Source organism: Streptomyces sp. NPDC050743, from assembly GCF_044456925.1.
GTDB lineage: Bacteria > Actinomycetota > Actinomycetes > Streptomycetales > Streptomycetaceae > Streptomyces.
Map to the genome: position 1 here is coordinate 73,047 of NZ_JBITGJ010000010.1, position 25,539 is coordinate 98,585.

The window sequence follows — 25,539 nt, forward strand, 5'->3', positions numbered from 1 at the left end:
GGGCGCATGTCCTGGAGACAGCAGGGCCCCGGAACCGGCGCAGGGGTTCCGGGGCCCGGTCAGGGGGCGAGCCGACCGTAGGGCCCGCCCGCCGCAGGCGTCACACGCGCCGCAGCACCGCGACGACCTTGCCCAGGATGGTCGCGTCGTCGCCGGGGATCGGTTCGTAGGCCGCGTTGTGCGGGAGGAGCCAGACGTGGCCGTCCTCGCGCTTGAAGCGCTTGACGGTGGCTTCGCCGTCGAGCATCGCCGCCACGATGTCGCCGTTCTCGGCGACCGGCTGGCGGCGGACGGTGACCCAGTCGCCGTCGCAGATCGCGGCCTCGATCATGGAGTCGCCGACGACCTTGAGGACGAACAGTTCACCGTCGCCGACGAGCTGGCGGGGGAGAGGGAAGACGTCCTCGACGGATTCCTCCGCGAGGATGGGGCCACCGGCGGCGATGCGGCCGACCAGCGGGACGTACGACGCGGCGGGCTTGCCGGCGGTGTCCGTGGGCTGCACGGTCACGGCCTGGTCCGAGCCGCGGACCTCGTACGCCCGCGGGCGGTGCGGGTCGCGGCGCAGGAAGCCCTTGCGCTCCAGCGCCATCAGCTGGTGCGCGACCGAGGAGGTGCTCGAGAGGCCGACGGCCTGGCCGATCTCCCGCATCGACGGCGGGTAACCGCGCCGCTGTACCGAGTCCCGGATGACCTCGATCACCCGGCGCTGCCGGTCGGTGAGTCCCGAGCTGTCCGCCCGGATACCTGGAGGTCGGCCCGGCAGGGAGCGCTTGTGCCCCTCTGGGTTCGTGGCTTCGTTCATCACGTGTACCGGCTCGACTCGTCCCTGGGAGCGGTCCTGGGCGGTGATGGTGGCATTGTCTGCGGTGGTGGTCACGTCGGCCCCTCTCGATGGTCTCCCTGCTGGACAACGGTAGTTGCTTTCGAAAGGTTGCGCCAAACACACGTTCGAGTGAAAAAGTGCGATTCACCTGACGCGATCATGTGCCTGGGTGTATTGCTGACGCGCCACCTGGCGGGCAAAAGCGCCCATTGTTGTACTCTTCACCGCTGGATTGCCGACCTTGTGGGCCGCCACCCCAGTCTGCCATCCGGAACCTGCTCGTCCGGGCTCCGGGTTCCTTCTGTGCCGGAGTCCCACGCGTCCTCCGTGCGGCGCCCACGGTATCCCCGTAAGCCTCACATCGATACGGCTCTGCACCCGCGTGTCTCCGTGCGCCCCTCCGCGGACCCCGTGTCCGCCTCCGTTCCTCGCGACACGCGAGTTGGCCTCAATGTATGAGCCAATCCCCACATCTAGTGGTTGGATGGCTACGCCAGCCCAGAAGTTGTGGTCCCCCGGGTCTGAGACGGCTCCGCGATCGCCTATGCTTAGGGCTGCTTCGCGGGGCTCCTGTGGCCCGGTGAGGTTTTTGAGTCTGCTGTGAGGAGGGTTGGAGATCATGCACTGCCCCTTCTGCAGGCACCCCGACAGCCGCGTGGTCGACAGTCGTACGACCGACGACGGCACGTCGATCCGCAGGCGCCGCCAGTGCCCCGACTGCTCCCGTCGTTTCACGACCGTGGAGACGTGCTCGCTCATGGTGATCAAGCGGTCCGGGGTCACCGAGCCTTTCAGTCGTACCAAGGTCATCAACGGCGTGCGCAAGGCATGCCAGGGACGGCCTGTCACCGAGGACGCGCTCGCGCAGCTCGGCCAGCGGGTCGAGGAGGCGCTGCGAGCCACCGGAAGCGCCGAGCTGACCACCCATGACGTGGGGCTGGCCATACTCGGCCCGTTGCAGGAGCTCGACCTCGTCGCCTATCTGCGATTCGCCTCGGTCTACCGGGCGTTCGACTCGCTCGAGGACTTCGAGGCCGCCATCGCGGAGCTGAGGGAGGCGACGCGGGGCCCCGCCGCGGACGACGAAGACGCGGGAGCGGGGAGTCAGGAAGACGACTGCGGGCCCGGCGGGACCACTCAGGTCCGCGTGCCCGCCCACGCCGCCGACTGACCGGCGGGCCGGAATCCGGAGGAGAGCCGGTTTCCGGCCGGGAGGCGGCGACCGAAGACCTGTTGCGGGCGGCAGCTGAGGGTGCCCGCGACACAAGACAGAACACCGTGCCACGGGAACAAACGTGGCACTTCAGGGCGTTTTTGCCCGTACAGGGAGGCGGCATGACAGAGACGGCGAGCGGTCCGGCACGAGGTTCCCGAGCCAAGGGCGCCAAGGCCACCAAGGGGCTGCGTGTCGAGCGCATCCACACCACCCCCGGCGTGCACCCGTACGACGAGGTGTCGTGGGAGCGCCGTGACGTCGTCATGACCAACTGGCGCGACGGCTCGGTCAATTTCGAGCAGCGTGGCGTCGAGTTCCCCGACTTCTGGTCGGTGAACGCGGTCAACATCGTCACCAGCAAGTACTTCCGCGGTGCCGTCGGCACCCCGCAGCGCGAGACCAGCCTCAGGCAGCTGATCGACCGCATCGTGAAGACGTACCGGAAGGCCGGCGAGGACTACAAGTACTTCGCCTCGCCCGCCGACGCCGAGATCTTCGAGCACGAGCTGGCCTACGCCCTCCTGCACCAGATCTTCAGCTTCAACAGCCCCGTCTGGTTCAACGTGGGCACCCCGCAGCCCCAGCAGGTCTCCGCCTGCTTCATCCTGTCCGTCGACGACTCCATGGAGTCGATCCTCGACTGGTACAAGGAAGAGGGCATGATCTTCAAGGGCGGCTCCGGCGCCGGCCTGAACCTCTCCCGCATCCGCTCCTCCAAGGAGCTGCTGTCCTCCGGCGGCAACGCCTCCGGTCCGGTCTCCTTCATGCGGGGCGCCGACGCTTCCGCCGGCACCATCAAGTCCGGTGGCGCCACCCGGCGCGCCGCCAAGATGGTCGTGCTCGACGTCGACCACCCCGACATCGAGGACTTCATCGAGACCAAGGTCAAGGAAGAGGAGAAGATCCGCGTCCTGCGCGACGCGGGCTTCGACATGGACCTGGGCGGCGACGACATCACGTCCGTCCAGTACCAGAACGCCAACAACTCGGTCCGTGTGAACGACGAGTTCATGAAGGCCGTCGAGGAGGGCGGCAAGTTCGGCCTGCGCGCCCGGATGACCGGTGAGGTCATCGAGGAGGTCGAAGCCAAGGCGCTGTTCCGCAAGATCGCCGAGGCCGCCTGGGCCTGCGCCGACCCGGGCATCCAGTACGACGACACCATCAACAACTGGCACACCTGCCCCGAGTCCGGCCGGATCACCGCGTCGAACCCGTGCAGCGAGTACATGCACCTGGACAACACGTCCTGCAACCTGGCCTCGCTGAACCTGATGAAGTTCCTGAAGGACGACGGCAAGGGCAACCAGTCCTTCGAGACCGAGCGCTTCCAGAAGGTCGTCGAGCTGGTCATCACCGCGATGGACATCTCGATCTGCTTCGCGGACTTCCCGACCCAGAAGATCGGCGAGAACACGCGCGCGTTCCGCCAGCTCGGCATCGGCTACGCCAACCTCGGCGCCCTGCTGATGGCCACCGGCCACGCCTACGACTCCGACGGCGGCCGCGCCCTCGCCGGCGCCATCACCTCCCTGATGACGGGTACGGCCTACCGCCGCTCCGCCGAGCTGGCCGCGGTCGTCGGCACGTACGACGGCTACGCCCGCAACGCCGACGCCCACAAGCGCGTCATGGCGCAGCACGCCGACGCCAACGGCAAGGCCGTCCGCATGGACGACCTGGACACCTCCGTCTGGGCCGCCGCCACGGAGGCCTGGCAGGACGTCGTCCGTCTCGGTGAGAAGAACGGTTTCCGTAACTCCCAGGCGTCCGTCCTCGCCCCGACCGGCACCATCGGTCTCGCGATGTCCTGCGACACCACCGGTGTCGAGCCCGACCTGGCGCTCGTGAAGTTCAAGAAGCTGGTCGGCGGCGGCTCGATGCAGATCGTCAACGGCACCGTCCCGCAGGCCCTGCGCCGCCTGGGCTACCAGGAGGAGCAGATCGAGGCGATCGTCGCCCACATCGCCGAGCACGGCAACGTGATCGACGCCCCCGGCCTGAAGCACGAGCACTACGAGGTGTTCGACTGCGCCATGGGCGAGCGCGCCATCTCCCCGATGGGCCACGTCCGCATGATGGCCGCGATCCAGCCGTGGATCTCCGGCGCCATCTCCAAGACGGTCAACATGCCGGAGACGGCGACCGTCGAGGAGGTCGAGGAGATCTACTTCGAGGCCTGGAAGCTGGGCGTCAAGGCGCTCGCGATCTACCGCGACAACTGCAAGGTCGGCCAGCCGCTGTCGGCCAAGAAGAAGGAGACCGAGGAGAAGAAGGCCGAGGAGCCCGCGGCCGTCGAGGCCAAGGTCGAGAAGGTCGTCGAGTACCGCCCGGTCCGCAAGCGCCTTCCCAAGGGCCGCCCGGGGATCACCACGTCCTTCACGGTCGGCGGCGCCGAGGGCTACATGACCGCCAACTCCTACCCGGACGACGGTCTCGGCGAGGTCTTCCTGAAGATGTCCAAGCAGGGCTCGACGCTGGCGGGCATGATGGACGCCTTCTCCATCGCGGTCTCCGTCGGCCTCCAGTACGGCGTGCCGCTGGAGACGTACGTCTCGAAGTTCACCAACATGCGCTTCGAGCCGGCCGGCATGACGGACGACCCGGACGTGCGGATGGCGCAGTCGATCGTCGACTACATCTTCCGCCGCCTGGCGCTGGACTTCCTGCCCTTCGAGACCCGCTCCGCGCTCGGCATCCACTCCGCCGAGGAGCGTCAGCGGCACCTCGAGACCGGTTCCTACGAGCCGGCCGAGGACGAGGTCGACGTCGAGGGCCTGGCCCAGTCGGCGCCCCGCGCCCAGGAGTTGAAGGCGGTTGCCACGCCGAAGGCAGAGGTCGAGGCGGCCAAGCCCGCCCCGAAGCAGGCCCACACCAGCGCCGAGCTGGTCGAGATGCAGCTGGGCATCCAGGCCGACGCCCCGCTGTGCTTCTCCTGCGGTACGAAGATGCAGCGGGCCGGCTCCTGCTACATCTGCGAGGGCTGCGGCTCGACCAGCGGCTGCAGCTGACGGCACGCGGCTTCTGAAGTGAAGTGAGGGGCGCCGGCCATGGCCGGCGCCCCTCACCGCTAGTGGGCCCTGCCCATGACCCGGGTGAAGGTCGCCGGGTCCTCCTCGAAGCCGTGCACGCCGGGACGGAAGGACCACTCCCCGGAGTCGTCACGGACGAATTCCGCGATCGTGGCCGCCGTCGCCCCGAGGACCGAGCCGAAGTCGTCCTGGGCGAGCACGGTGTAGCGGTCCACCCGGATGCGCATGGCCGGATTCAGCACGTTGACGAACGTCTTGTGGCCGAACCGCTGTTGGATGACGACACCGACCACCACGCGCGCGTACCGGCCGTCGAGCCGGTCCAGTTCCAGCGTCATGACCTCGTCCCAGCCGAAGCCCCTGCCGTCGGTGCTGTCGCGGTTGAGGAAGATCGTGCCGTCCGGAGAGCGGCTGTCGAAGTGCACCAGATAGGCCGGGGTCCCGTACGGGTCGTCCGACAGGAACGTTGCGGCGACGAGGTCGAGATCCGTGGGCGGCCGGCCCGCGGGACTGGGGTCCCACTTGAGCCCGACCTCGACCTTGCCGAATCCCTTGCTGAAGCCGGTCAACAGGCCTCCCCTTCCCCCGATGGCTGCCGCACTCCCCAACTCGGGTGTAGTCAGGGCTTTTTCTCCATCGTGCCACGTGCGCGGGGCGCACGCGCGGGCGATCTCCGCCGGAGCGTGACCGACGCCACGCCCGGTGGCCTTACGATGGCGCGGTGCTGGTCAAGTGGATTCGCTGCACCGTGGTGGACCGCCGCGGCTTCGAGCGGGGGCAGCGGAAATGGGCGGGGCTTCCGGGAGAGCCGGGTTTCCGTGGGCAGGGTGGGGGCTGGAGCCGGCGGCGGCCGGGGGTGGCGCACCTCTTCGCCTTCTGGGAGAGCCGTGCCTTCTACGACTCCTTCATGGCCCGCTCGCACGACCGCCTGGCGGCCGCCCAGTCCGGAACGTTCAAGGACGCGCAGGTCAAGCTGTTCGAGTACCGCTTCGATGTGAAGACGGGCTTCGAGCCGCGGTTCACCGACGCCGATCTGATCCGTGTGGCCCTGTGCCAGGTCCACGAGGAGCGTGTCGAGCACTTCACGCTCATGCAGGAGAAGGTCTGGAACCCGGCGATGGCGGGTTCGCCCGGCATGATCCGCGGCATGTTCGGCGAGGCGCCGGGGCAGGAGTTCCTGGTCCTGTCGATGTGGCGGTCGGCGGCCGAGCACGGCAAGTACCGCACCGAGCGCGTGGAGCGTCTCGCGCTGCGTGCCCAGACCGAGGCCGACGTCGCGGCGCTCTCCGGTGACATCGTGGAGCTGGAGCCGTCCTGGACGGTCTGAGACCGCCGTCGTACGTTTGAATACCAAACTCACCTCCCGAAAGTGCGGCTCAGCGTGCCCGGAAGCGGCTTCGGAGGCGGGATTCGTGTGACCTACGCCGTATGGAGCCCGTACGGGTGCTCGACTTCACCTCGTTCGATCTAGGGTTTCGGCATGGCACGACCACGGCGCATCGTCCTTGTCCGGCACGGCGAGTCAACGGGCAACGTCGACGACTCCGTGTACGAGCGCGAGCCGGACCACGCTCTCGCGCTGACCGAGCGCGGCCGGCGGCAGGCGGAGGAGACCGGCAAGGAGCTCCGGGAGCTCTTCGGCAGGGAACGCGTGAGCGTGTACGTCTCCCCGTACCGCCGGACGCACGAGACACTCCGCGCCTTCCACCTCGACCCCGATCTCATACGGGTCCGGGAGGAGCCCAGGCTGCGCGAACAGGACTGGGGCAACTGGCAGGACCGGGACGACGTGCGCCTGCAGAAGGCCTACCGCGACGCCTACGGCCACTTCTTCTTCCGGTTCCCGCAGGGCGAGTCCGGCGCCGACGTCTACGACCGGGTCGGCGGCTTCCTGGAGAGCCTCTTCCGCAGCTTCGAGGCCCCTGACCACCCGCCGAACGTCCTGCTGGTGACCCACGGACTCGCGATGCGACTGTTCTGCATGCGCTGGTTCCACTGGACGGTCGCGGAATTCGAGTCGCTGTCGAACCCCGGGAACGCCGAGGTGCGGATGCTCGTTCTCGGGGACAACGGCAAGTACACGCTCGACCGGCCTTTTGAGCGCTGGCGGGAACCGATCCCGTACTGGGTGAACGGATAGAGTGGCAGAGCGATGACCGCTGACTCCTCTTCCTCCGGGCGCCTGGAGCGCGCCCTGGCGAGCCTGCGCGGACTGGCCGTGGGGGACGCCCTGGGCTCCCAGTTCTTCGTCCCGGTGAACTATCCCCTGCTGAAGCGACGCGAGCTGCCCGCGGGGCCCTGGCAGTGGACGGACGACACCGAGATGGCCTGCTCCGTGGTCGCCGTCCTCGCCGCGCACGGGCGCGTCGACCAGGACGCACTGGCCCGCTCCTTCGCCGAGCACCACGACTTCGACCGGGGCTACGGCCCCGCGGTCAACCGGCTGCTGAGACTCGTCCGGGAGGGCGAGGACTGGCGTGAGCTGGCCGCCGGGCTGTTCGCCGGACGGGGGTCCTGGGGCAACGGAGCGGCCATGCGGATCGCCCCACTGGGCGCCTGGTACGCGGACGATCCGGAGCAGGCGACTCATCAGGCGGAGATCTCGGCCTACACCACCCACCAGCACCGTGAGGCCGTCGTCGGCGCCATGGCCGTGGCCGCCGCGGCGGCGCTGGCCGGCTCACCGGACGGCCCGCCCAGCCCCGAGGCGCTCCTCGACGGCGTCATCGCCCTGGTACCGAAGAGCGCCGTCGGCCAGGGACTCGTGCGTGCCCGGGACATGCTCGACTACGGCGACGCGGTCACCGTCGCGGCGGTGCTGGGCTGCGGACGCCGTACGACCGCCCACGACACCGTTCCCTTCGCCCTCTGGTCGGCCGCGCGCAGCCTGGGCGACTTCGAGGCGGCGTTCTGGACGACGGCCGGGGTCGGGGGCGATGTGGACACCACGTGCGCGATCGTCGGCGGTGTGCTCGCCTCCGGCAAGGCGGGGACACCGCCCGCCGAGTGGGTGGAACGCTCCGAAGCGCTGCCGGACTGGGTGCCGACTGGGCTCTGAAGGATTCGGCGATCGATGCCGGAGCGGTCACTCGGTCGTGATCCCGGGCCGCGCCGGTGGTTGTTGCTTCGGAGCAGGCGAACTCGGAAACTCTCCGTGTCCGCCGGGAACTCTCTGTGACCGCCGCCCGTTCCTCTCATGTCCGTCGTTCGCTGCCGCGAGGCGCGGCAGCGAACGACGGACGGGCAGAGCGCGATGGTCGGAGGGGGGTGTGGAGATGGCCTGCGTGCTGCCGGTGCCGGTGGTGGTTCCCGTACTGGTTCTCATGCGGGCGCTGGTGACCGGGGTGCGGCAGGCCGGACCGTCGCATGTGCCGTCCGTCCCCGGGCGGCGGTCCGGCCGACTGCGGCTCCGCGTGGCCCGGCCCCGGTCAGCCGACGCCCGGGCCCGCCACGCCGGCGAGGGAGTCGAGATCGCTCTTGCGGACCCTGATCACCAGCCAGGAGGTGAGGAACGCGATCCCGGCCATCGCGGCAGCCGGCACGAAGGCGGTGGAGATGCCGTGGGCGAGCACCTCGTGGCCCCAGGGCGCGGGCAGCTGGTGCGTCTTGGCGAAGTGGGCCTGCTGCTCCGGCGAGCCGTTGGCGAGGAACTTCGGCAACTGCTTCTTCGTCTCGTCCTTGGCGGCCGAGCCGAACACGGTCGTCAAGATAGACAGTCCGAGCGAACCGCCCACCTGCTGCATAGCGTTGAGGAGTCCCGACGCGGCACCCGCCTCGTGCTGGGCGACGCCGGACACGGCCGTGACCGTGGCCGTCACGAAGTTCAGGCCCATGCCGAAACCGAACACCAGCATCGGCCCCAGCACGCCGCCGAGGTAGGAGCTGTCCGGCCGGATGAAGGTCTGCCAGACCAGTCCGATCACCACGAGCCCCGTGCCGGCCATCATGAACGGCCGCGGGCCGAGGGCCGGCAGGAAGCGCTGAGACAGGCCGGCACCGACCGCGATCGCGACCGTCACAGGCAGGAAGGCCAGACCGGCCCTGATCGCGCTGTAGCCGAGTACGTCCTGCACGAACAGCACGATGTAGAAGAACATGCCGAACATCGCCGCGGCGAGACTCAGCATGATCACGTATGTGCCCCAACGGTTGCGGTCGCCGAACATCCGGAGCGGGGTGATCGGCTCCTTCGCCCGCATCTCGGTGAGGACGAAGGCGAGCAGCAGCACCAGGGCAGCGCCGAACGAGCCGAGGGTGAGGCCGTCCCGCCAGCCGTTCTCCGAGGCACGGATGAACCCGTAGACGAGCGAGGCCATGCCAGCCGTCGAGGTCAGCGCACCCGTGATGTCGAAGCGCCCGGGATGCCGCTGGGACTCGTTGATGTAGAGCGGCGCGAGCGAGGCGATCAGCACACCGATCGGCACGTTGACGAACAGTACCCATCGCCAGTCGAGCCAGTCCGTGAGCATGCCGCCCGCCAGCAGGCCGATGGCGCCGCCGCCCGCGGACACGGCGGCGAACACACCGAAGGCCCGGTTGCGTTCCGGGCCTTCGGGGAACGTCGTGGTGATCAGTGCCAGCGACGTGGGCGAGGCGATCGCGCCTCCCACACCCTGCAGGGCTCGTGCGGCCAGCAGCTGCCAGGGCTCCTGGGCGAGACCGCCCAGCAGGGAGGCGAAGGTGAACAGCAGGATGCCGGTCATGAAGACCCGGCGACGGCCGAGGATGTCGCCGGCCCGCGCACCGAGCAGCAGCAGGCCGCCGAAGGTGAGCGTGTAGGCGCTGACCACCCAAGTCAGATCGGTGGTGCTGAACTTGAGCGCATCTTGAATGTGCGGGAGCGCGATGTTCACAATCGTCGCGTCGAGTACCACCATGAGTTGGCAGGCCGCGATGACGGTGAGTGCGATGCCGGGATGCCCCTCCCGGCGGGCCACGCCCGGTTTTGGCTCCTGAAGCAGCTGAGAGGTCGTCACTATGGGTCCCCCCTAAGAGTATTAGTGAACGCTCGCGTTCACTGTCGCGCCCACGGTAGTGAGCCCCAACAGTGAACGCAAGCGTTCACTTAATCCTGCGCCCCGCTTCGCGTCCCCCTGTTGCTGCGGCGTGGCGCACCCCTTTCCCCGGAATCCCCGCTTCCCTTGTTGGAGAGACACAGATGGTTACCTCGCGCTGGACGGCCGCTCCCGATCGGGCGGCTTCCCCTCGTCGGCGCGGCGTGGTGCTGGAGCGCGCGATCCTCGATGCCGCGCTGGAGCAGCTCGGCGAGGTCGGCTGGAAAGGCCTGACCATGGAGGGAGTCGCCGCCGGCGCGCAGACCGGCAAGGCCGCGGTGTATCGCCGCTGGACCTCCAAGGAGGACCTCGTGGCGGATGCGCTGGTGGCCGGACTGCCTCGGGTCGAGACGGCCCCGGACCTCGGCAGCGTGCGCGAGGACCTCCTCGCTCTGTGCCGCGAGGTACGGCAGATCATGTTCTCACCCCCGGGTGTCGCGCTGCGCTCGGTGATTCACGAGTGCGACCAGACTCAGGCGGAGCGCTTCCAGGAGGTGATCGTCGGAGGGGTGGTGGAACCGACCGTCAAGCTCCTCGGCGAGGTCATCACGCGTGGAATAGAGCGGGGCGAGGTGCGTTCGGACGCGGCCAGCGGCTATGTCTTCGACGCCATTCCGGCCATGATGATGTACCGCTCGAAAATGTGCGCCAGCGAATGGAGCGATCAAGATCTCGAAGAGATGATCGACCAGCTGATGCTCCCGCTGCTGCGGCCCTACGGAAGGTGATCGCGCGCGACGGCGATCCGTGTGGCGGTGGGCCGACCGGGGTGTCGGGTGACGACCCCGGCGGCGTACCCTAAGGGCGCCATGCCGTACGAACCACCCACTCACACCGTCGAGCGCTCCCTGCGCGCCACGACCGGAGCCAAGGTCATTGCCGGTATCGACGAGGTGGGGCGCGGCGCCTGGGCCGGACCTGTCACCGTCTGCGCCGCGATCACCGGACTTCGCCGCCCGCCCGAGGGGCTGACCGATTCCAAGCTGCTGACGATCAAGCGGCGCACGGAACTGGCGGAGATCCTGCAGACGTGGGTGACGGCCTATGCGCTGGGGCATGCTTCCCCCGAGGAGATCGACGACCTGGGGATGACGGCCGCGCTGCGGCTCGCCGCGGTCCGCGCCCTGGACGACCTGCCGATCCGCCCCGACGCCGTGATCCTCGACGGGAAGCACGACTACCTCGGCGCCCCCTGGCGGGTGCGCACGGTGATCAAGGGCGATCAGTCGTGTGTGGCCGTCGCGGCGGCGTCGGTGATCGCCAAGGTTCGGCGCGACAAAATGATGGCCGAACTGGGTGTCGACCATGCAGACTTTGGATTTGCGGACAACGCCGGGTATCCGTCGCCCGTGCACAAGGCCGCACTGGAGGAGTGGGGGCCCACCCCGCTCCACCGCTTGTCGTGGGCGTATCTTGATGCGTTGCCTCAGTGGCGGCACCTCAAGAAGGTCCGCAGCTGGGCGGACGGAAGCGTTCCGGAAATCGAGGGCCAGCTCGGCTTCGATTTCTGACGGTTCCGCTCGCACTCATGTGCCACCCGGTCGCCCACGCCGCACCAACGTTTGATAAATATCAGCTCATGCCTCTCATTCCCGAGGAGCCTCAGATTCACGAGAGTGCCCAGGGTCCCCGCGCGACTCCGGCCAGCGGCCGTACCGCGCCGACCCCCCGCCCCGTACCCGGCCCCCGCCCCGCGGCTCCGTCCCGCCCCGGTCGTCCCGGTCCTCCGCGGCCGGCGCCGCCGGTGCAGCGCACGCCGCGTGACGTGACTCCGGCCAAGCCGGGCCCGTCCGGCCCGGCCGCTCCCGCCGCGGCGGCCTCCCCGCAGATCCAGCTGATCCCGGCCTCGGCCGAGGGCGCGCTCGACGCCGCCGAGGAGGCGGTGGACCTGCTGCTGGACTCGGGCCGTGCCCCCGGCGACGTGCTCGTGATCACCACCGGGTCCCAGCACCCGTGGGCGGAGCACGAACTGTCCTTCGGTGAAGCTTCCTACTGGGCGCAGCACGACGCCGGTGACGACGTCTTCTACGCGGACGCCGCCGTCGCCTCCCGCGCCGCGTCCCGTCCCGTGGTCGTCGTGGCCGTCAACGGAGGCCCCGCTTCCGCTGCTGCCTCGGCCCTTCCGCTGGCCCACACCCGGGCCGGTGCCCTGCTGATCGTCTGCGGCGACCCGCAGCAGATCAACTCGGTGCTGGGCGCAGGCGTCTGAGCCTTCTCCGGCACCTCGGGGCACCGGGGTGACAAGGGAACCGCTCCGGTGGAACCCGCACGGCGTGGCCTTTGGCATGCCCGCACACCCGCACATCGGGCGGCCGTTCCGCGTGCGGACGGCTTTCCGGCATACACCAAGACGCCGGGCGCGGAGCAGCGGTTGCGGGGTGGACGCCGGATCCCCGGCCCACGCTGCTGGGCCTGCCGAGGCCGGACCGCCCCGAGGAACGCAAAAGCCGATCGTCCCCAGAGGAACGCAGAGGGCGATCGTGCCCGGAGCGACGTGAAGGCCATACCGCGCAAGGCGGAAACGGCCTGTGCCGTGTCGAGCAGGCCGACGCCCACCCGGCGCGGCCTCGTGCGGCGCGGTGTCGTGTCCCGGCGGCCGAGCGGTCGGTGGTCGGCTCGCCGTCCGTGCGGGCAGGGCGGCGGCCGGAAGACGGTCGGGCACTAGCCTGACCTCCTGCCGTGCCCTTCAGCGAGCCGCCGCGCGGCGCAGGACCTCGGAGACCGGGCCGCCGGTGCGCGGCGCGAGCGGCGGGGTCTCGGACGTGGCGAAGGGTTCGGGTGCGGAGTCGGCGTTGGGGCGGCGGCCGCTGCGTCCTTCGCCGAGCACATGCCAGCCGTCGTGGGTCAGCGTGACGTACGCCCCGCACCGCAGCCCGTGCAGCGTGCAGGCGTCACGCAGGCCCCACATCCAGGCGCCGTCCTCCTCCGTCCAACCCGCGTCGCCCTCGCGGCAGTAGATGAGGATGGCCGTGCGCACCGGGGTCCGGCGTCTCAGGTCGTGCGGAATCACCCGGCGCAGCTGCGCGAGCAGCGCGTTGCGGAACATCCAGCCGTCGGCCGGGGCCGGACGACGCGTGAACGACGCGCTGGCGCACAGCCGCTCGTCCGGATCCAGCACTGCCACGATCGCCGTGGAGGGCCTCGGCCGATGGCGGGCGTGCAGCCCGCTGACGACCTCACGGGGGTTGCGCAGCAGAGGGATCCCGGCGGCGGCCCATTCGGCCGGCTCGAGCAGGCGACTGGCGGAAACGGCGGACGCGGAGGTCGACAACGAGGCCGCCGAGGACGAGGCGAATCCGAAGGTCACGTTCCTCCCTTCGGCTACGCGCCCACACTGCGGGCGAGGTCGGATTCGAGGGACCGCGCACCGCAGCAGAGCCCGACCGATCACGGACGAGCCGCGCGGGGAGCGGACCTCAATTCTTCCTGCCGAACTTGGATGCGGCAACGAGCAATTGGGCCACCGACTGTTATCTGGTGGTGCGTGGCTTATATCCCTACCCAAAGGTAAGCCCGATGACGCCTGAGGTGTCAGGCCGTGCCCATACGGTTGCCGACGCGGGGTGCCGGGTCAACCCTGCACGGCCAGGACCAGCGGCAACACCGCTCGTGCGCCTGACTTTCTGAGCAGACGTGCCGCGACCGCGAGGGTCCAGCCCGTCTCTGTGAAGTCGTCGACCAGCAGCACCGGGCCGTCGGCCGCAGTGAGCGCCGAAGCGAGGGCGGGCGGTACCGTCAGCGCACCGTCGAGGGCCTTCAGCCGCTGCGCGCTGTTGCTGCGCGACACCCGCGGCACGTCCTCGGCGTACTCCACGGAGCCGAGCAGCGGCAGGCGGCCGACCTCGGCGATCCGGGCGCCCAGGGAGTGGATCAGCGAGGGCCGGGTTCGCGAGGCGACGGTGACGACACCCACCGGCCGGTCCTGGGCGCCGGCCACACCGGAGGCCCAGCCGCCGGGGCCCTTCGCCCAGTCGGCCAGGACACCGACCACCGCACCTGCCACATCGTCCGGCACAGCGGTGTCCGGCGCCTGGGGCGCGAGGAGCGGACGCAGCCGGTTGCCCCAGCCGATGTCCGAGAGCCGACCCAGAGCCCGCCCCGAAGCGGCCTGTTCACCGGCTGGAATGCGTCCCTTGAGATCGATGCCGATGGCCGGCAGGCCGGTCGGCCACATGCGGCGGGGCTCCACCTCGACGCCGGCCCGGCCCAGGTCACTGCGCGCGGCGTCCACCGCCGCCGTGGATGTGTCGGCGGTGAAGCGGGGTCCGGCGCAGTTGTCGCAGCGGCCGCAGGGCTTGGCGCCCTCGTCGTCCAGCTGGCGCTGCAGGAACTCCATCCGGCACTCGGTGGTGGACGCGTAGGCGCGCATAGCCTCCTGCTCGGCCGCCCGCTGCCGGGCCACCCAGTCGTAGCGCTCGGTGTCGTACGACCAGGGCCGCCCGGTGGCGATCCAGCCGCCCTTGACGCGGCGGACCGCTCCGTCCACGTCCAGGACCTTCAGCATGGTCTCCAGCCGGGAGCGGCGCAGCTCGACCAGGGGCTCCAGCGCGGGCAGCGACACGGGGCCGTCCGCCCGGGCGAGGACGTCCAGGGTGCGCCGGACCAGCTCCTCGGAGGGGAAGGCGAGCGATGCGAAGTACTGCCAGATCGCTTCGTCCTCCTTGCCCGGCAGCAGCAGTACCTCGGCGTGTTCGACACCGCGGCCCGCCCGGCCGACCTGCTGGTAGTAGGCGATGGGGGAGGAGGGGGAGCCGAGGTGGACCACGAAACCGAGATCCGGCTTGTCGAAGCCCATGCCGAGCGCCGAGGTGGCGACCAGCGCCTTCACCCGGTTGGCCAGCAGATCGTCCTCGGCCTGCTGACGTTCGGCGTTCTCCGTCTTGCCCGTGTACGAGGCGACCGTGTGCCCGCGCTGCCGCAGGAACGCGGTGACCTCCTCGGCGGCGGCGACCGTGAGCGTGTAGATGATGCCGGAGCCCGGCAGATCGTCGAGGTGGTCGGCGAGCCAGGCCATCCGGTGCGCGGCGTCCGGCAGCCGCAGCACGCCGAGGCTGAGGCTCTCCCGGTCCAGCGGCCCGCGCAGCACCAGGGCGTCCGAGGTGCCGCCGGTGCCCAGCTGCTCGGCGACATCCGCGGTCACCCGGGCGTTGGCCGTGGCGGTGGTGGCCAGCACGGGGACACCGGGCGGGAGGTCGCCGAGCATGGTGCGCAGCCGCCGGTAGTCGGGACGGAAGTCGTGACCCCAGTCGGAGATGCAGTGGGCCTCGTCCACGACCAGCAGGCCGGTCGCGGCGGACAGTTTGGGCAGCACCTGGTCGCGGAAGTCCGGGTTGTTGAGCCGCTCCGGGCTGACGAGCAGGACATCGACCTCGCCGGCCGCGATCCCGGCCTGGACGGCGTCCCACTCCTCGGTGTTGGAGGAGTTGATGGTGCGGGCGTGGATGCCGGCCCGGGCCGCGGCCTCCACCTGGTTGCGCATGAGCGCGAGCAGGGGTGAGACGATCACCGTGGGTCCGCTGCCTCTGGCCCGCAGCAACGAGGTCGCCACGAAATACACCGCGGACTTGCCCCACCCCGTGCGCTGCACGACCAGGGCCCGGCGCCGCTCGGCGACCAGCGCCTCGATCGCCCGCCACTGGTCCTCGCGCAGCCGGGCCGCGCCCGTGGCATCCCCGACGAGCCGGGCGAGGACGGCGTCCGCCTGCGCCCGGAGATCCGCGTTGCTCGTGTGCTCCATGGGTCCCATACAACAGGACGGGACCGACAAGCGGGCGGACCACTGCCCCGGGCTGTGGACAACCCGGACGGTCTTGTCGTGTCCCTGATCCGACTTGTCCACAGGCTCAACCGGAATCTCAAGATCCGCGAGATCGTCGGCGCATGACGAATCACAGCGAAACCACCGGACCGTTCGAAAACAGCGACATCCCGGGACAGGAGCCGCTCACCGGTCCGTCCGCGCACGACACACAGGTCACGCTGCGCACCCCCGCCGAGCTGGCCGACGCCCTGCCCTACCTCCTCGGCTACCGGCCGGAGGACAGCATGGTGCTGGTGGCCCTGCTCGACAAGGAAGGCCGGGGCAGGTTCGGAGGCCGGGCCCGGCTCGGCATCCCGGCGAACGAGGAGGACTGGGAGGCGGCCGCACGCCAGCTGGCCCACGGACTGGTCACCGGCAGTGCACGGCGCGGAGCCCGGCCCGAACAGATGGTGGCCTACGTCTGCCAGGAACCGGCCCCGGGAGAGTCCGGCCGCGACGTCAAACGCCGGCTCGAGCGGCTGGCCCACCTGCTGCGCACCCAGTGCGGCGAACTCGACGTGCCGGTCATCGAGGCACTGTGCATCTCCGACGGCCGTTTCTGGTCGTACTGCTGCCCGATCGAGAGCTGCTGCCCCGAGGACGGCTCGCCGATGGGCCTGCCCGGCATCTCCGTCCTGGCCGCCGCGGCCACCTACGCCGGCATCCAGGTGCGCGGCACACTCAGGGAGTTGCGTGCCAGGCTGCAGCCCTGGGAGACGACCGCGGCCCTGGAGCAGGAGCTCGCGCTGGACGCGGCCGGTATGAGCCTGGTGCCCCGCATTCTCGACGAGGCGTCCCGCGCGCAGGTGGCGGAGGAGACCCTGGACCTCGCCGAGCGGATCATCCACCGCTTCGCCGTCGCGGCACCGGTGTCCGGCACGCATCCGGCGGACCTGCGCGACGACCGCCTGCTCGCGCACGACGAGGCGGCGACTCTGATCCTCGGGCTCCAGGACCGTACGACCCGCGACCGCGCGGCCGCGTGGATGGAGGGCGACGAGGCGGGGCCGGCCCTCCGGCTCTGGCGGGCCCTGGCCCGCCGCTGCGTCGGACCCTACGGCGAGCACGCCGCGGCCCCGCTGACCCTGGCCGGCTGGGTCGCCTGGTCGACAGGTGACGAGTTGGAGGCCCGTGAGGCGCTGGCCATGGCGCTGGGCGCGGATCCCGACTACCTGTTCGCCCGGCTGTTGCACCAGGCCTGCAACGAAGGCCTCGACCCGGAAGCGATCCGCCGCTGCCTGCGCGCGGACCGTGCGGATCGTGCGAGCTGTACGCCGGTGGAGACCGGCTCACCGTCGCACGCGGAGGAGACGACGGCGCGGGCCGAACTCCCGGCAGGCGAAGACGCGACAGCGACCGCCCGAGCGGACGACCAGATGGGAGCCGAAGTGGGCCGAGGGACGGGCACGCGTCGACGGCGCCGTATGCGGCCTGCCGACGGCGGCGATGCCCCTCGCCCGGCCAGGACGGGCGGACGACGGAGGCCGGCCGGTTCCCATCCCGGCCCGTCGACGGCCGAATCCTCGAGCCCGGGCAGTCGGGCCCTGGGCAGCGCGCGCACGCGTGCGGCGGAACCGGGCGGCACCACGACCGGCGCAGCCCTGTCGAAGAACGACCGGCGCAAGCCCGAAGGGGAGGGGTGATGGCTGTGTGGGGGAGCGCGGGCGGCGGTCCCTGGCGAGCAGGTCCGCCCGAGGAAGACGCCTGGCGTAGCGACGGAAGCTGCGGGAAGCGGCACCCACCCCCGGAGGCCGTTCCGGAACCGACCTCGCGCGAGTCGATGCGACCGCCTTGGTGGTGACGCACTTCTGGGCCGCTTGGCCGGCCGGGTCCATCGGCCGTCCCCGACCGCTCGGGGCGCCTGCGAGGGCCCACCTCGCGTCCCTTGGTGGAAGCGGCTCCTGATCGGCCTGAGCGGCAGCACTCCAACCTCGCGCCGCCATTCGGTCGGCTTCCCCCAGGCGAGCCGTGACCTGGACGAGTGCCGCTCCGTTCACCGGGTTCCTCCGAGGATGCCCCGGCCTTCGGGCCGGGGAGGAATCGGACTCCTGCGGAGCAGGGCAGGGATGGCCGGATCGCCGTCGGGGCGGTCCGGCGTCCACCCCGCACGGCGGTGATGCCGCCCACGATGATCGAGAGCTCTCGACTGTCAGTGCTCTCAGATAGGTTCGGATGCATGACGACAGAGGCGACCACGAAGGACACCGGGCATGCCCGGTACACCTTCCGTGTGCGCCTGTCGAACACGGCCAGGGGCCGGCTCGAAGCCGAGTGGGATCGCTGCCGCTGGATCTGGAATGAGTGCGTCGCGAAGTCCCGGCAGGTCCACGCGCAGAGCCGGGCGACGGGCGAGAAGCTGACGTGTGGTCCGGCTCAGCTCGACAAGATGCTGACCGAGGCACGCAGGGCGACGCCATGGCTGGCTGAGGGCGCGAGCGTGCCTCAGCAGCAGGTGATTCGGGACTTCGCCAGGTCGAGGGCGAAAGCGCTGAAGGACATCAAGGATCGGTTGCCGATGCACCGGCGGGCCGGGATGCCCCGCTTCAAGAAGAAGCGGGAGGCGCGGCCCAGCCTCAACTACACCAGGCGCGGTTTCCGCCTCAAGGACGGCCGCCTGCACCTTGCGGGCCGGATCGTGCTGAGGGTGGTGTGGTCGCGGGACCTGCCGGCCGACCCGTCGAGTGTGCGCGTGTACCAGGACAGCCTTGGCCACTGGTATGTGTCCTTCGTCGTTGCCGCGCAGAGCGAACCGCTCGCCCCCACGGGGCGCGTGCTCGGGGTGGACTGGGGTGTGAAGGAGACCGCCGCCACCACCGACGACGCCTACGATCTGCCGCATGCCGAGCACGGCAGGCGGGCCGCGCAGCGGCTGGCGAGGTATCAGCGGATGATGGCCCGGCGGCGCCGTCCGAAGGGACAGCCCGCATCCGCCGGGTACCGCAAGGCCCAGGCACAGGCGGCGAAGCTGCACAAGAAGGTGGCGAGGCAGCGGGAGGACACCGCCCGCACGTGGGCCAAGTCCGTGATGCGCGGCCACGACGGGGTTGCGGTGGAGGACTTCAGGCCGAGGTTCCTGGCGAAGACCACCATGGCCCGCAAGGCGGCCGATGCCGCCATCGCCGCGACGAAGCGTGCCCTGGTCGAGACGGGCCGCAAGCACGCACGGGACGTCCGTCTCGTGCACCCGGCGCACACCACGATGGACTGTGCCAAGTGCGAAGCGAGAACCAAGCACGCACTGCCTCTGTCGATGAGAACGTATGCCTGCACCGTGTGCGGAGCCGTGTCCCCCAGGGACAAGAACTCCGCCCGCGTGATGCTGGTCCGGGCAGGTTGGAACCCGGACGGTGCCGAGGGCGTAAGACCACCGGAGCCGCCGGCTCCGGCGGCGGCCTGAGCCGTAAATCCCCGCACAGCCCTGGAGGGCGACCGCATCCACTCCCTTCAGGGAGGGGAGCCTTCAACTGAGTGGCGGAACGCCTGGACAGGCCCTGCCGCCGTACGACCCTTGTCCGACGGGGCGTCCCAGGGGCGCCCAGCACGTTCGAGGCGCCGCGAGCGCAGAGGAAGCCACCCCATGCACCAGCAGCCGACTCCGCCCTCCACCGCCGAGGACCAACGCCGGCCCTGGGACAGGCGCGAGTGCTTGCCTCTCGACGGTGCAGACGTCACCGCACGGCAGATCATCGCCGCCCCACCGTCACCCAGGGACCTCGGGGCGAACCCGGTCACAGGCCACGACAGGCCAGCGGCGCCGGATCCAGGATCATGCCAGGTCAGGACACCGGCACCGACTCCGATCCCAGGCCAGGTCCGATCATCGGCATCGGCCCCGGTTCCTGCCCAGGTCAGGTCGCCGGCGCTTGCCCCCGCCGAGGCCCGCCGCTGACGACGCGACGCCGGCCCGGGTCGAGGACCACGGCGGCGGACGTCCGGCCTCGGCCCTGGCACCGGACGGCCGACCCGTGCCGCACCTGAGCTCCGCCGCCGTCCACCTCCTCGACACCGGCCTGCTCGGTTCCGGTCGGCTCGCCCCCGGCCTGCTCGACTCCGTACAGACCGACCACCTCGCTCGGCTGCTCGGCGCCCCGGCCATGGATGCGGGCTGGGGACTGCGGGGCCTTGGTGCCAAGGAGGTGGGACACAACCCGTTCGGTCACTGGACCGGAGCCGTCCGGGTCCACGACACGGCATTCGCCGTCGCCGGACTGGCCGCCGCCGGCTACGAGAAGGAAGCCGGCGGCCTGCTGAGAGGACTGCTGGAAGCGGCGGAACACTTCGGCCACCGGCTGCCGGAGATGTTTGCCGGCACACAGCGCTCCACCGGGAGCGCTCCCCTCCCGCACCCGGCGGCCTGCCGGCCGGCGGCCACCGCGGCGGCGTCCGCGATCATGCTGCTCACCTCGCTCGCGGGCATCCGCCCCGACACCCCCGCCCGAACGGTCACCCTGAGACCCGTGCGCAGCGCGCCGCTCGGTGAACTCGGCCTGATCGGGCTGCGCGTCGCCGGCGCCCCGTTCGCCGTGCGCATCAGTCGGCTCGGGCTGGCCATGGTCGAGGAGGCGGCGGACGGCCTGCAACTGGGAGTCTGACCTCGTACGACCCCACGGAAGCGAGGAACAGGAGCCGGTCCTGCGCCCCACATCAGAACGAAGCGGAACCACCGTCGATGCGCCCGGGGAAGGGAGTGTTTATCGTCAGGAAGACGACTATGATCGCGGCATGCCCTACGACCCGTCAGCCTTTCCGCCCTTTGCCGTCACCGTGGACCTGGTCGTGCTGACCGTGCGCCGCCATGCCCTGTGCGCGCTGGCGGTCCGCAGGGGCGAGCCTCCGTTCCAAGGACGCTGGGCGCTGCCCGGAGGTTTCGTACGGGCCGACGAGGACCTCTCCCAGGCGGCGGCGCGCGAGCTCGCCGAGGAGACCGGGCTGTGCGCACACGACCCCTCCGCCCCCGCCCAGGACAACGGGGCGCATCTCGAGCAGCTCGCCACCTACGGGGACCCCAAGCGGGACCCGCGCATGCGCGTGGTGAGCGTCGCGCACCTCGCGCTCGCGCCCGACCTGCCCGCCCCGCGTGCGGGAGGCGACGCCAGCAACGCGCGCTGGGCACCTGTCGAGGAACTGCTCCAGCAGGGCGGATACGGCCGTGACGGCGAGCCCGTGGCGCCGCTCGCCTTCGACCACGCCCAGATCCTCGCCGACGGGGTCGAGCGGGCCCGGTCCAAGATCGAGTACTCGTCGCTGGCCACCGCGTTCTGCCCGAGCGAGTTCACCGTCGGCGAGTTGCGCCGGGTGTACGAGGCGGTGTGGGGGGTGGCCCTGGACCCGCGCAACTTCCACCGCAAGGTCACCGGAACCCCCGGATTCCTCGTCCCCACCGGAGGAACGACCACGCGCCAGGGCGGTCGGCCGGCGCAGCTCTTCCGGGCGGGCGGTGCCACCCTGCTCAACCCGCCGATGCTGCGCCCCGAGGTCTGAGGCGCGCGGGCGCCCGGCCGCCCGGACGATCAGGTGGGCCGATCGTGCGGGCGGGGTGCCGATTCCCCCGAACGGCGGACGTTATCCGGGTCGATCGGCACCACGTGTGGTAGGGAACCGGGTGATACCCGAAAAAGAGGACATCACGCGCTATCTTGCTGCAGGTGATCCAGGCCTTCGGACTGACCAGCAATCCCCGCAAGGCGCACCCGCCCGCCCTCGACGACGTCTCCTTCGAAGCGCGCCCGGGGCATGTCACCGTGCTCCTCGGAGGCGCCGGCGCGGGCAAGACGACTGCGCTCAGACTGATGCTCGAGCTTCAGCCGGGGCGTGGCATCACCTACTTCAGAGGGCGGCCGTTGCATCGGATCGCCCACCCCGCGCGGGAGGTCGGCGTGCTCCTCGGTGACGTGCCGGGGCATCCGGCCCGCTCGGTGCGCGGACATCTGCGCATGTTGTGCGCGGCGTCGGGACTTCCGGCGCGACGGGCCGACGAGGTCCTCGAAGTGCTCGGCCTCGTCAGCCTTCGTGAGGAACGCCTCGGCACGCTCTCGCGCGGGGTGGACCGCAGACTCGGCCTGGCCTGCGCCCTGCTGCCCGATCCGCACACGCTCGTCCTGGACGAGCCCGCCGACGGTCTCTCCGTCCGTGAGGCGCAATGGCTGCACGGCACGCTGCGAGCCCACGCCGGCCAGGGTGGCACGGTGCTTTTCACCACGGCCGATCCCAAGGAGGCCGCGCGCACGGCCGACCGGGTCGTGACCCTCGACGGCGGCAGACTCGTCGCCGACCAGGCGGCCAGCGAGTTCGCCCGCACCCGGCTGCGTCCGCGGGTGGCCGTCCGCAGTCCGCACGCAGCACGCCTCGCGGCCCTGCTCGCCAAGGAGGCCCGTACCACGCGCCGGTCCGTCGAGGTCGTACGGGAGGGCGGCAATCGCCTTTCGGTGTACGGATCGACGACCGCCGATGTCGGCGAGACGGCCTTCCGCCATGGCATCCCCGTGCACCAACTCGCCGACGAGATCGCCGACATGGGGCCGGGATCCGGTGCCGGGATCGATTTCTCGTCCGGGGTGGCGACCGCCGAGGCGGCGAACGAGTCATACGCGGAGTTGGAACACGCCGGGACCGGTTGCTCGCCCGCGGAGGCCGAGCCGACGGTGCGCGGTTTGCCGACGGTGGAGCCGGGTGCCTCGGGGGTCGTCCTCGCGGCGTCCGTGTCCGGCATCCCGGCGCCCGGTTCGTCGTCGGCCGAACTCGCCGCGTTGGCATTGGACGCGTCCGTGTCCGGGCAGGCCGCTGTGGCGTCTGGCCTCTCGTCGGGCGAGCCGGGCGCCACGGCGTCGGGTTCCGCGGGGAGGGATCGCGTCACCCTGCCGTTCGGCTTCTCGGTGGGAGAGCGGGCGAACGCCCCGGCGGACACGCCGGCGCCGCGGCGGGCCGTGCCCGGCGTTGCCTCGGGCGAGGAACCGTCGGCGGGCGAGCGGGCCCAGGCCCCCAGCGGTGAACAGCCGTCGCTCGGCGAGACGTCCGAGGCCGGGGCGGGAACGGAGCACAGGCAGTCCACCCAGCGCGTACCGGCCGAGGCCGTGCCGCCGGACGACGCGGCCCCGGGAACCGGCGGGACGGCACACGGCGAGATCGGTCCCGTTGGCGAGGACGCGCTCGACGGAGGTGCCGGAGTGGTGCCCGCCGAGGTGCTCGCGGGAGTCGACGGTGGTCGCACCGCCGACACGACGGTCACCACGGACGCCGGGCGCGATGGGGCCTCGGCGGCCCGGGAATCGCAGACCGGGGGCGTGAGCGCTGTTGCAGCGGGCATCTCCGCCCTGCGCACCCGCCTCCCCGGCGCCAGGAACCCCGGCACCGGTCAGCCGCAGGCCACCCCCGCTGCCCGCCCCGACGGTGTACGTTCCCCCGATCCCCTGTCCCCCCTCCCGCCCCCCATCTCCGTCCGCCCCGCCCCCAGCCCCCTGCGCCCCCTTCGTTACGAGATCCGGCGCGCCACCGGCATCGGCGTCGGCTTCGTCACCTGCGGTGCCGTACTGGCGGTGTCCGCGCTCACCGCCGTAGTGCTGGCCAGGATCGGGCACACGCCGCAGGCGCGGCTGTTCGCCGCGTGGCCGCGGGAGTTGCCGCTGCCGCCCGCGGCGCTCGCGGCGGGGCTCCTGGGTGCGCTGGCCTTCGGGGACGAGTTCCGCCACCCCGCCCTCGCCGCGGACCGCGGTACCGTGCCCCGCCGACTGGGACTGCTCACCGCGAAACTGCTCGTCTCCGGAGCCACCGCTGCCATGTTGGCCTTCCTCACCGTGGGCTGCGACGCCGAAGCGCTCTACATCGTCTACGGTCGGGAGCTCACGCAAGTTCCCCCGGACTGGCTCTCGTTGGCCGCGAGTTGGTTCTGTCTGGTCGTCGGTTGCGCATGGGCGGGTGTGCTGGCGGCCGGCGTGTTCCGGTCCACCACGGGAGGCCTCGCCGCCGTACTCGCCGTACCCGTTGTCGTCGTCCCCCTCGTGCACGAAGCGATGCAGGGGCCCGTCCTGCGCCTGGCAGCCGGATTTCCGGTGCGGATGCGCGAGATCTTCCTTCCCCAGTGGCCCTTCGGCGGCGATCGCTACCTGCTCGGGATGGCGCGGGTGCTCGCCCAACCCGTGGGCGGCGCACTGGCGTTGTCGCTGTCGGCGCTGCTGTGCGCCTATCTGTACACGACACTGCGCACCCGGCTCCGGTGACGAGCGTGCGTCCACTTCCGATCCCGCCGTGTGCGCAACTCCATGTGGAAAGCCCATTCCTTTCCGATAAGGCGTCAATTGCGACGGCGTGAGCGATCACCCTTTCGTGTGCTTTTCACCAAAGACCTCAAGGGAGTTGGAGGCGACGCCGACAAAGGATCCGTGAGTACCCTTGCGCACACCATGATGACCGCCGCCCGCTCCACCGACTCCGGTCTGGCCGGCCCGGGCGAACTCGACCGCTATCCCTACGCAGAGCCCCAGGTGGCCGATCGCGTCGGAGCGCCCTCCTGGGAGGGCGCGGATCCCGAGCTGGGCCGCGTCGGCCGGCGTGCCGCGGGCAGCCGCGGACGCGGCCTGCACGGCCAACTCGTTCAACAGCTGGGACAGATGATCGTCTCCGGCGACCTGGGTGCGGACCGCCCGCTTGTGCCCGAGGAGATCGGCCAGCGCTTCGAGGTCTCCCGCACCGTCGTCCGCGAGTCCCTCCGAGTCCTCGAGGCCAAGGGCCTGGTCAGTGCCCGCCCGAACGTCGGCACCCGCGTGCGTCCCGTCAGCGACTGGAACCTGCTCGATCCGGACATCATCGAGTGGCGGGCCTTCGGGCCCCAGCGCGACGATCAGCGCCGCGAGCTGAGCGAGCTGCGCTGGACGATCGAGCCGCTCGCCGCCCGCCTTGCCGCCGGCCACGGACGGGAGGACGTGCAGCAGCGCCTCTGTGACATGGTCGAGATCATGAGCCATGCCATGGCACAGGGCGACGCGCTGACGTACTCGCGCGCCGACAACGAGTTCCACTCGCTGCTCATCCAGATCGCCGGCAACCGCATGCTGGAGCACCTCTCCGGGATCGTCTCGGCGGCCCTCCAGGTCTCCGGCGGTCCGGTCACGGGTTGTGACCGCCCGAACGAGGCGTCGCTCGCGCAGCACGCGCGGATCGTCGACGCGCTGGGCACCGGCGACGGCGCGGCCGCCGAGACGGCCATGCGTCAACTGCTCACGGTCCACCCCGAGGTCGAGCGCGTGGTGCCCGCCCCGCGCGAGCACTGACCCGCACGGTCAGGGCGGTGCGGTCGCCGGTGTGCGGGGTCAACCCGGTTCTCGTGGCACTCGTGTCGGCGCCGGGCTCATTGCCGGCCGCCGCGGGGGCCCCCCCCCCCCCGGGGGGGGGCGGGGGGGGCGCCCCCCGGGGGGGGGCGGCGGGGGGGGCCCCCCCCCCGCCCCCCCCCGCCCGGGGGGGGGGCGGGGGGGGCCCCGCGCCGCGACGGGCCGCCGGGGTCATGCGCGCGACCGGGCGGGACGGCAATGGTGATCTCATCCGCCCGCATTTGACAGCTTTTGACCGCTTACGGGGTGTGACTCGGGCCACGCAGATTGGGCGTAACGCTCGGGGAAACAGCG

Annotated in this window: 18 protein-coding genes and 1 pseudogene; 14 read left to right on the forward strand and 5 right to left on the reverse strand. The window is 71.0% G+C overall.

Going from position 1 to position 25,539, the window contains the following annotated elements; translation table 11 throughout:
• Positions 1–100 precede the first annotated feature (100 nt).
• Positions 101–880, reverse strand: a complete 780-nt coding sequence (gene lexA, locus ACIBJF_RS13610) for a transcriptional repressor LexA (RefSeq protein ID WP_399173876.1) — start codon at positions 878–880, stop codon at positions 101–103.
• Positions 881–1,445: 565 nt separating this feature from the next.
• Between lexA and nrdR the strand changes: the two genes are divergently transcribed.
• The gene (nrdR, locus tag ACIBJF_RS13615) at positions 1,446–1,997 is read left to right on the forward strand and encodes a transcriptional regulator NrdR (protein ID WP_399173877.1); all 552 of its coding nucleotides are present in this window, start codon (positions 1,446–1,448) and stop codon (positions 1,995–1,997) included.
• 164 nt (positions 1,998–2,161) lie between these two features.
• Complete coding sequence (locus ACIBJF_RS13620; RefSeq protein ID WP_399173878.1) at positions 2,162–5,050, forward strand: vitamin B12-dependent ribonucleotide reductase; 2,889 nt, start codon at positions 2,162–2,164, stop codon at positions 5,048–5,050.
• Positions 5,051–5,109: 59 nt separating this feature from the next.
• On the opposite strand, the gene ACIBJF_RS13625 is transcribed toward ACIBJF_RS13620, so the two are convergent.
• Complete coding sequence (locus tag ACIBJF_RS13625; RefSeq protein WP_399173879.1) at positions 5,110–5,640, reverse strand: TerD family protein; 531 nt, start codon at positions 5,638–5,640, stop codon at positions 5,110–5,112.
• A gap of 152 nt (positions 5,641–5,792) precedes the next feature.
• Here ACIBJF_RS13625 and ACIBJF_RS13630 point away from each other — a divergent pair, with 152 nt between their 5' ends.
• From ACIBJF_RS13630 to ACIBJF_RS13640, 3 genes are all read left to right on the forward strand, one after another.
• Positions 5,793–6,398 carry a YdbC family protein gene (locus ACIBJF_RS13630; protein ID WP_399173880.1) on the forward strand — a complete coding sequence of 202 codons (606 nt, stop codon included), beginning with the start codon at positions 5,793–5,795 and terminating at the stop codon, positions 6,396–6,398.
• Positions 6,399–6,551: 153 nt separating this feature from the next.
• Complete coding sequence (locus ACIBJF_RS13635) at positions 6,552–7,211, forward strand: histidine phosphatase family protein (RefSeq protein WP_399173882.1); 660 nt, start codon at positions 6,552–6,554, stop codon at positions 7,209–7,211.
• Between the two features lie 12 nt (positions 7,212–7,223).
• A complete protein-coding gene (locus tag ACIBJF_RS13640; RefSeq protein ID WP_399173884.1) occupies positions 7,224–8,129 on the forward strand; it encodes an ADP-ribosylglycohydrolase family protein in 906 nt (301 codons plus the stop codon).
• 370 nt (positions 8,130–8,499) lie between these two features.
• On the opposite strand, the gene ACIBJF_RS13645 is transcribed toward ACIBJF_RS13640, so the two are convergent.
• The gene (locus ACIBJF_RS13645; RefSeq protein ID WP_399173885.1) at positions 8,500–10,047 is read right to left on the reverse strand and encodes an MFS transporter; all 1,548 of its coding nucleotides are present in this window, start codon (positions 10,045–10,047) and stop codon (positions 8,500–8,502) included.
• 182 nt (positions 10,048–10,229) lie between these two features.
• Between ACIBJF_RS13645 and ACIBJF_RS13650 the strand changes: the two genes are divergently transcribed.
• The 3 genes from ACIBJF_RS13650 to ACIBJF_RS13660 all read left to right on the forward strand — a co-directional run bounded on the left by ACIBJF_RS13650 (position 10,230) and on the right by ACIBJF_RS13660 (position 12,334).
• Positions 10,230–10,853, forward strand: a complete 624-nt coding sequence (locus ACIBJF_RS13650; RefSeq protein ID WP_399173886.1) for a TetR/AcrR family transcriptional regulator — start codon at positions 10,230–10,232, stop codon at positions 10,851–10,853.
• Positions 10,854–10,934: 81 nt separating this feature from the next.
• Positions 10,935–11,636 carry a ribonuclease HII gene (locus tag ACIBJF_RS13655; protein ID WP_399173887.1) on the forward strand — a complete coding sequence of 234 codons (702 nt, stop codon included), beginning with the start codon at positions 10,935–10,937 and terminating at the stop codon, positions 11,634–11,636.
• Positions 11,637–11,704: 68 nt separating this feature from the next.
• Entirely contained in the window at positions 11,705–12,334 is a 630-nt protein-coding gene (locus ACIBJF_RS13660) for a hypothetical protein (protein WP_399173888.1), read from the forward strand.
• A 477-nt stretch (positions 12,335–12,811) separates the two neighbouring features.
• On the opposite strand, the gene ACIBJF_RS13665 is transcribed toward ACIBJF_RS13660, so the two are convergent.
• Complete coding sequence (locus ACIBJF_RS13665) at positions 12,812–13,432, reverse strand: hypothetical protein (RefSeq protein ID WP_399173889.1); 621 nt, start codon at positions 13,430–13,432, stop codon at positions 12,812–12,814.
• A gap of 264 nt (positions 13,433–13,696) precedes the next feature.
• A complete protein-coding gene (locus ACIBJF_RS13670; protein WP_399173890.1) occupies positions 13,697–15,862 on the reverse strand; it encodes a RecQ family ATP-dependent DNA helicase in 2,166 nt (721 codons plus the stop codon).
• 143 nt (positions 15,863–16,005) lie between these two features.
• Between ACIBJF_RS13670 and ACIBJF_RS13675 the strand changes: the two genes are divergently transcribed.
• From ACIBJF_RS13675 to ACIBJF_RS13700, 6 genes and pseudogenes are all read left to right on the forward strand, one after another.
• Positions 16,006–17,568: a DUF4192 domain-containing protein gene (locus ACIBJF_RS13675; protein ID WP_399173891.1), complete on the forward strand. Its 1,563-nt coding sequence runs from the start codon at positions 16,006–16,008 to the stop codon at positions 17,566–17,568.
• A gap of 533 nt (positions 17,569–18,101) precedes the next feature.
• On the forward strand, positions 18,102–19,322 hold the full coding sequence (locus ACIBJF_RS13680) for an RNA-guided endonuclease InsQ/TnpB family protein (RefSeq protein ID WP_399173893.1): 1,221 nt from the start codon (positions 18,102–18,104) through the stop codon (positions 19,320–19,322).
• 511 nt (positions 19,323–19,833) lie between these two features.
• A pseudogene (locus ACIBJF_RS13685) lies at positions 19,834–20,517 on the forward strand (glycogen debranching protein); the annotation flags it as partial.
• 130 nt (positions 20,518–20,647) lie between these two features.
• Positions 20,648–21,406 (forward strand): NUDIX hydrolase, encoded by a 759-nt coding sequence (locus tag ACIBJF_RS13690; RefSeq protein ID WP_351208985.1) that lies wholly within the window; start codon positions 20,648–20,650, stop codon positions 21,404–21,406.
• Between the two features lie 164 nt (positions 21,407–21,570).
• Positions 21,571–24,138, forward strand: a complete 2,568-nt coding sequence (locus ACIBJF_RS13695; protein WP_399173894.1) for an ATP-binding cassette domain-containing protein — start codon at positions 21,571–21,573, stop codon at positions 24,136–24,138.
• Between the two features lie 162 nt (positions 24,139–24,300).
• Positions 24,301–25,188, forward strand: a complete 888-nt coding sequence (locus tag ACIBJF_RS13700; protein ID WP_365724033.1) for a FadR/GntR family transcriptional regulator — start codon at positions 24,301–24,303, stop codon at positions 25,186–25,188.
• The last annotated feature ends 351 nt before the right edge of the window (positions 25,189–25,539 follow it).

What these genes read in the sequence shown, in the direction of transcription:
- ACIBJF_RS13660 (WP_399173888.1), top strand. Translation starts at nt 11,705, where the DNA reads ATGCCTCTCATTCCCGAGGAGCCTCAGATTCACGAGAGTGCCCAGGGT.
- ACIBJF_RS13620 (WP_399173878.1), top strand. Translation starts at nt 2,162, where the DNA reads ATGACAGAGACGGCGAGCGGTCCGGCACGAGGTTCCCGAGCCAAGGGC.
- ACIBJF_RS13635 (WP_399173882.1), top strand. Translation starts at nt 6,552, where the DNA reads ATGGCACGACCACGGCGCATCGTCCTTGTCCGGCACGGCGAGTCAACG.
- ACIBJF_RS13690 (WP_351208985.1), top strand. Translation starts at nt 20,648, where the DNA reads ATGCCCTACGACCCGTCAGCCTTTCCGCCCTTTGCCGTCACCGTGGAC.
- ACIBJF_RS13650 (WP_399173886.1), top strand. Translation starts at nt 10,230, where the DNA reads ATGGTTACCTCGCGCTGGACGGCCGCTCCCGATCGGGCGGCTTCCCCT.
- ACIBJF_RS13675 (WP_399173891.1), top strand. Translation starts at nt 16,006, where the DNA reads ATGACGAATCACAGCGAAACCACCGGACCGTTCGAAAACAGCGACATC.
- ACIBJF_RS13655 (WP_399173887.1), top strand. Translation starts at nt 10,935, where the DNA reads ATGCCGTACGAACCACCCACTCACACCGTCGAGCGCTCCCTGCGCGCC.
- ACIBJF_RS13680 (WP_399173893.1), top strand. Translation starts at nt 18,102, where the DNA reads ATGACGACAGAGGCGACCACGAAGGACACCGGGCATGCCCGGTACACC.
- ACIBJF_RS13640 (WP_399173884.1), top strand. Translation starts at nt 7,224, where the DNA reads ATGACCGCTGACTCCTCTTCCTCCGGGCGCCTGGAGCGCGCCCTGGCG.
- nrdR (WP_399173877.1), top strand. Translation starts at nt 1,446, where the DNA reads ATGCACTGCCCCTTCTGCAGGCACCCCGACAGCCGCGTGGTCGACAGT.
- ACIBJF_RS13670 (WP_399173890.1), bottom strand. Translation starts at nt 15,862, where the DNA reads ATGGAGCACACGAGCAACGCGGATCTCCGGGCGCAGGCGGACGCCGTC.